This is a genomic window from Streptomyces sp. NPDC007162, from assembly GCF_040634175.1.
Lineage (GTDB): Bacteria > Actinomycetota > Actinomycetes > Streptomycetales > Streptomycetaceae > Streptomyces.
The window spans coordinates 1-5248 of sequence record NZ_JBEYFC010000569.1 but is presented as its reverse complement, the minus strand read 5'-3'; the positions used below and the strand labels follow the sequence as shown (position 1 = coordinate 5248).

Annotated in this window: 7 protein-coding genes; all 7 read left to right on the top strand. The window is 70.4% G+C overall.

Annotated features, from left to right (window positions below; all coding sequences use genetic code 11):
• Window positions 1–1486: glycosyl hydrolase 53 family protein (locus tag ABZ646_RS39355; RefSeq protein WP_360530373.1), on the top strand; the 1486-nt coding region annotated here is incomplete at its 5' end.
• 161 nt (window positions 1487–1647) lie between these two features.
• Complete coding sequence (locus tag ABZ646_RS39350) at window positions 1648–1935, top strand: ArsR family transcriptional regulator (protein WP_360530370.1); 288 nt, start codon at window positions 1648–1650, stop codon at window positions 1933–1935.
• A 56-nt stretch (window positions 1936–1991) separates the two neighbouring features.
• Window positions 1992–2945: an SMP-30/gluconolactonase/LRE family protein gene (locus tag ABZ646_RS39345; protein WP_360530367.1), complete on the top strand. Its 954-nt coding sequence runs from the start codon at window positions 1992–1994 to the stop codon at window positions 2943–2945.
• 70 nt (window positions 2946–3015) lie between these two features.
• Window positions 3016–3477 carry a fluoride efflux transporter CrcB gene (gene crcB / locus ABZ646_RS39340; protein WP_360530364.1) on the top strand — a complete coding sequence of 154 codons (462 nt, stop codon included), beginning with the start codon at window positions 3016–3018 and terminating at the stop codon, window positions 3475–3477.
• Window positions 3474–3854 carry a DUF190 domain-containing protein gene (locus tag ABZ646_RS39335; RefSeq protein ID WP_360530361.1) on the top strand — a complete coding sequence of 127 codons (381 nt, stop codon included), beginning with the start codon at window positions 3474–3476 and terminating at the stop codon, window positions 3852–3854. The genes crcB (ABZ646_RS39340) and ABZ646_RS39335 overlap by 4 nt, the downstream gene beginning before the upstream one ends.
• Window positions 3851–4225, top strand: coding sequence for a fluoride efflux transporter CrcB (gene crcB, locus ABZ646_RS39330; RefSeq protein ID WP_360530358.1), 375 nt, complete (start codon window positions 3851–3853; stop codon window positions 4223–4225). Before ABZ646_RS39335 ends, crcB (ABZ646_RS39330) begins: the two co-directional genes overlap by 4 nt.
• 72 nt (window positions 4226–4297) lie before the next feature.
• Window positions 4298–5134 (top strand): undecaprenyl-diphosphate phosphatase, encoded by an 837-nt coding sequence (locus ABZ646_RS39325; RefSeq protein ID WP_360530355.1) that lies wholly within the window; start codon window positions 4298–4300, stop codon window positions 5132–5134.
• The last annotated feature ends 114 nt before the right edge of the window (window positions 5135–5248 follow it).

The window sequence follows — 5248 nt, the reverse complement described above, 5'->3', positions numbered from 1 at the left end:
TCTCTCTTCCGCTCTGGGGGCCGCCACCCTCCCCCTCGGCGGCTTCGAATCCGACGGTGCGGGCGTGGCCACGCCCACCGGCTGGTCGGAGTACGGCGACACGGGCGCCTCGTACACCGAGTCCGGCGGCCACGGCGGCAGTTACCGCCTGAGCCAGTACTCGGCCGCCGCCTACAAGGTGGAGACGTACCAGTACCTGTCGGGGCTGACCAACGGGAACTACACGCTCACCGCCTGGGTCCGCTCCAGCGGCGGGCAGAACGCCGCCTACATGTCCCTGAAGAACTGCGGCAGTTCGGAGCAGCGGACCGACCTGCCGGTCTCCACCGGCAGCTGGGTCCGGATCGTCACCTCGATCGCGGTCACCAACAACCAGTGCACGATCAGCTTCTACTCGGACGCCAACGCGGGCAACTGGATCAACGTCGACGACGTGACGTTCGCCGCCGGTTCGACGGGCCTGGCCATCAAGGGCGCCGACATCTCGTCCCTGGCCAAGAGCGAGGCCAAGGGCGGGGTCTACAAGACCAGTTCCGGCGCCACGGGGGACGCGGTCACCATCCTCAAGAACGCCGGCATGAACTACGCCCGTCTGAAGGTCTGGGTCAACCCGGCCGACGGCTACAACGACAAGGCGCACGTGCTGGCCATGGCCAAGCGCGTCAAGGCGGCCGGCATGAAGCTGCTGGTCGACTTCCACTACTCGGACACCTGGGCCGACCCGGGCAAGCAGACCAAGCCCGCCGCCTGGAGCGGCCACTCCTACAGCCAGCTGAAGACCGACGTCTACAACCACACCTACGACGTCCTGAGCGCCCTGAAGGCCCAGGGCACCACCGCCGACATGGTCCAGATCGGCAACGAGATCAACGGCGGCATGCTCTGGTCCGAGGGCTCCACCGACAACTGGTCGCAGCTCGCCGGCCTGATCAACTCCGGTTACAGCGCGGCCAAGGCGGTCTCCTCCGCCACCAGGGTCGCCCTGCACCTGGCCAACGCGGGTGACGACGCCACGGTCCGCTGGTGGTTCGACAACGCCAAGACCTACGGCATCAACTACGACGTGATCGGGCTGTCGTACTACGGCTACTGGCACGGCTCGACGGCGGCCGCCCAGACCACCCTGGACGACGTGGCCGCCCGCTACGCCAAGCCGGTGTTCGTCGCCGAGACCGCCTACCCGTTCACCCTCGCCCAGGACGACTCGCTGGAGAACCAGATAGACACCAGCAGCGAACTGGTCCCCGGCTACCCGGCGAGCGCGGCCGGTCAGCTGGCCTGGATGAACGCCGTCGCGAACATCGTGGAGGCCGTCCCGAACGGCCGCGGCCTCGGCGTCTTCTACTGGGAGGCGACCTGGACCGCCGTCACCGGCAACGGCTGGGACCCGACCGACGCCACCTCGGGCAACGGCTGGGAGAACCAGGCCCTGTTCGGCTACGACGACAAGGCGCTGTCCTCCATGGCGTGGTTCAGCCACCGCTGAACCACCACTGACGGGGCCCGGCCGTAAGGGGACGGCCGGGCCCCCGCCCTGCCCGGGCGTCCCTTCTCGGACATCGCGCACCGACCCCCGGACGTGGTTGCTTCGGCTGCGCGAAGGTGGGCATCACGAACTACGAGGAGGCAGGGACGGAGGCCGGTCGGATGCTGAGGAACGCCAAGAGCACAAGCCGCCTGGACATTCTGGACTGGCTCAAGGATCCGGCGGCCCACTTCCCGCCCCAGCGCCATGCGGACCTCGCCGAGGACGGCGTCGGTGTCCGGGCCGTCGCCGCGAAGCTCGGAGTCTCCCGCCGGGTCGCCGGCGCCCATCTGGACCTGCTGGCCCGGCTAGGCCTGCTGCGCACCAAGCGCATCCGGCGCCGGGTCTACTACCGGCGTGACGACATCCGGATCGCCGAGGTGGCCCGGCTGTTCGAAAAGGGCTGGTGAAACGGGGCCGGTTCGATGGTCGCCGGGCACCGTCGCCGCCTGCCACCATGGGGCCCATGGACCGACCCACGCGCCTCGTCCCCCTCCACTACGTCGCCGTCGGCGGCCGAGGCCCGGAGGACGTGGTCACGGATCCGGACGGACGGGTCCTGACCGGCGTCGAGGACGGCCGCATCCTGCGCCTGGACGGCCTCGGCGACCCGGACACCGTCCGGGTGCGGGTGCTGGCGGAGACCGGCGGCCGCCCGCTGGGACTCGAGCTCCTCCCGGACGGCGACCTGCTGGTGTGCGACGCCGAGCGCGGCCTGCTGCGCGTCGGCCTCGGCGACGGTGTGGTGCGCGTCCTCGCCGACTCCGTCGAGGGCGGCCCGCTGCGGTTCGCGAGCAACGTGGTCGCCCTGCCCGACGGCACCGTGTACTTCACGGTCGCCAGTCGCCGCTTCCCCCTCGACCAGTGGGTCGGCGACATCGTCGAGCACAGCGGCACCGGCCGTCTGCTGCGCCTCGCACCCGGCGCCGGGGTACCCGAAGTGGTCTGCGAGGGGCTCCAGTTCGCCAACGGGCTGGCCGTGAGCGGCGACGGCACCTTTCTGATCGTCGCCGAGACCGGCGCGTACCGGCTGACCCGCTACTGGCTCACGGGCCCGCGCGCCGGCCGCGCCGAGTTCTTCGCCGAACTGCCGGGCATGCCCGACAACATGTGGCGGGACGGCGATCTCACCTGGGTCGCCCTCGCCGGGCCGCGCAACCCCCCGCTCGACCTCCTGCACCGCACCCCGTCCACCGTGCGCAGGGCGGCCGCCCGTGCCGTCGTGCACGCCCCTTACCGCCCGGTCGGCACCATCGCCGTCATGGCCCTCGACGACGACGGCCGTGTCGTCCACCACCTCGCCCGGCAGCGCTCCGGCTTCCGGATGGCCACCAGTGTCTGCGTGACCGGCCGTCTCCTGGTCCTCGGCAGCGTCTGGGAGCCCGGCGTCGCGGTCTGTGCGGCGCCCACCGCGAAGTGACCTGCGGGTACGCCCGGCGGTAACCTGTTGCACCCGTCGGGGCGGTGCCCGAACAGGAGACGTACGACCCATGACAGCCTCGGAAGCCGAGAGCCTCCATGTCCAGCCGACCCCCCGGCGTCGGTCCGAATGGCGTACCCAGGCCCCGGTCGTCGCGGTGGTCGCAGCGGGCGGCGCGATCGGCGCCGTGGCCCGTTACGCCCTCGCCCTGGCCCTGCCCACGGCCGCGGGCGGGTTCCCCTGGGCGACCTTCTGGACGAACGTCATCGGCTGCGCGGTGATTGGCGCGTTCCTGGTCCTGATCACCGAGGGACTGCCCGCGCACCGCCTGGTCCGCCCCTTCTTCGGCACCGGTGTCCTCGGCGGCTTCACGACCTTCTCCACCTACGCCGTCGACATCCAGAAACTGGTCGACCACGGCAGGCCCGCCACCGGCCTGGCCTATCTCGCCGCGACGCTGTGCGCGGCCCTCGCGGCGGTGTGGTGCGCGGCCACCGTCACCCGCCGTGTCCTCACCCGGAGGCAGCGATGACGAGACTGACCGGCCGCGCCCTGCGCCTGACCGTCTACATCGGCGAGGACGACACCTGGCACCACAGGCCCCTCTACAGCGAGATCGTGCACCGCGCCCACACGGCCGGTCTCGCGGGCGCCAGCGTCTTCCGGGGGGTCGAGGGCTTCGGCGCCTCCTCCCGCATCCACACCTCCCGGCTGCTGTCGCTCAGCGAGGATCTGCCGGTGGCGGTCGTGGTCGTGGACACCGAGGAGCGGATCCGGGCGTTCCTGCCGCAGCTCGACGAGCTGGTGACCGAAGGCCTGGTGACCTTGGACGACTGCGAGGTCATCAGGTACGTCGGCCGCACGAACAACCCGGGCGAACCGGACGCGGAAGGTAAGAACTCGTTGTGAACTGGCTGTTGGTCGTCCTCGGCGCCGCCGTCGGCGCTCCGCTCCGCTACCTCACCGACCGCGCCGTCCAGACCCGGCACGACTCCGTCTTCCCGTGGGGTACGTTCGTCGTGAACGTCACCGGCTGCCTGATCCTGGGCCTCCTCACCGGCGCGGCCGCGACGGGCGCCGCGAGCCCGCACCTCCAGCTCCTGCTCGGCACCGGCCTGTGCGGGGCGCTCACGACGTACTCGACGTTCTCCTACGAGACCCTGCGGCTGACCGAGACCGGCGCGGGGCTCTACGCTGCGGCCAACGTCGTCGCGAGTCTCGTCGCCGGGCTCGGGGCGGCCTTCGCCGGGGCGGCGATCGCCCAGGCGCTGTGGGCGTAGAACTTGCTTCACACCCACGCGCTGTAGGACTGTCTACAGCACTGTCGACCAAACTCTGCAGAACTGGATCCCATGAGCGCCATCTCCGTCGGTCAAGCCGTCGTCCTCGGTGTCGTCGAGGGGGTGACGGAGTTCCTCCCGGTGTCCTCCACCGGTCACCTCAAGATCACCGAGGGGCTCATGAACATCCCCGTCGACGACAAGTCCGTCGTCGGGTTCTCCGCCGTCATCCAGGTGGGTGCCATCGCCGCCGTACTGGTCTACTTCTTCAAGGACATCAAGCGGATCGTCTCCGCCTGGTTCCGGGGGCTGACCAACAAGGAGGAGCGCTACCACCACGACTACAAGTTCGCCTGGTGGGTCATCTACGCGACCATCCCGATCGTCCTGGTCGGCCTCGCCGCCAAGCCGCTGATCGACGGTGCGCTCGGGTCCCTCTGGGTGGTCGGCGCCTCGCTCATCGTCGGCTCCGGGGTGATGTGGTGCGCCGACCAGATGGGCCGCCACAAGCGCGGTGAGGACGACACCTCCTTCAAGGACGCGATGCTGGTCGGCTGCTCGCAGATCCTCGCCCTGCTCTTTCCCGGCTTCTCCCGCTCCGGCGCCACCATGTCCACCGCGCTCGTCCTGGACCTGGACCGGGTCGCCGCCACCCGGCTCTCCTTCTTCCTCGGCATCCCGGCCCTGACCGGCGCCGGCATCTACGAGCTCAAGGACGCCCTCGGCGCGGGCGTCGGCGCCGCCCCGCTGGCCGTCGGTACGATCGTCTCCTTCGTGGTCGCCTACGGCTCCATCGCCTGGCTGCTGAAGTTCGTCGCCAAGCACTCCTTCAACGCGTTCGTGATCTACCGGATCGTCATCGGCCTTGCGGTCTTCGGCCTGCTCGCCACCGGCACCGTCAACGCCTGACCGGCCGGGGCGCCCCGGCGCCCGCCCGGTCACCGCTCCGCCACGGGGTGCGACGCCTGCGCATTCAGGTGTCGCACCCCGTGAATGTTTCCTTTCGCGACACCTTGACAGCCT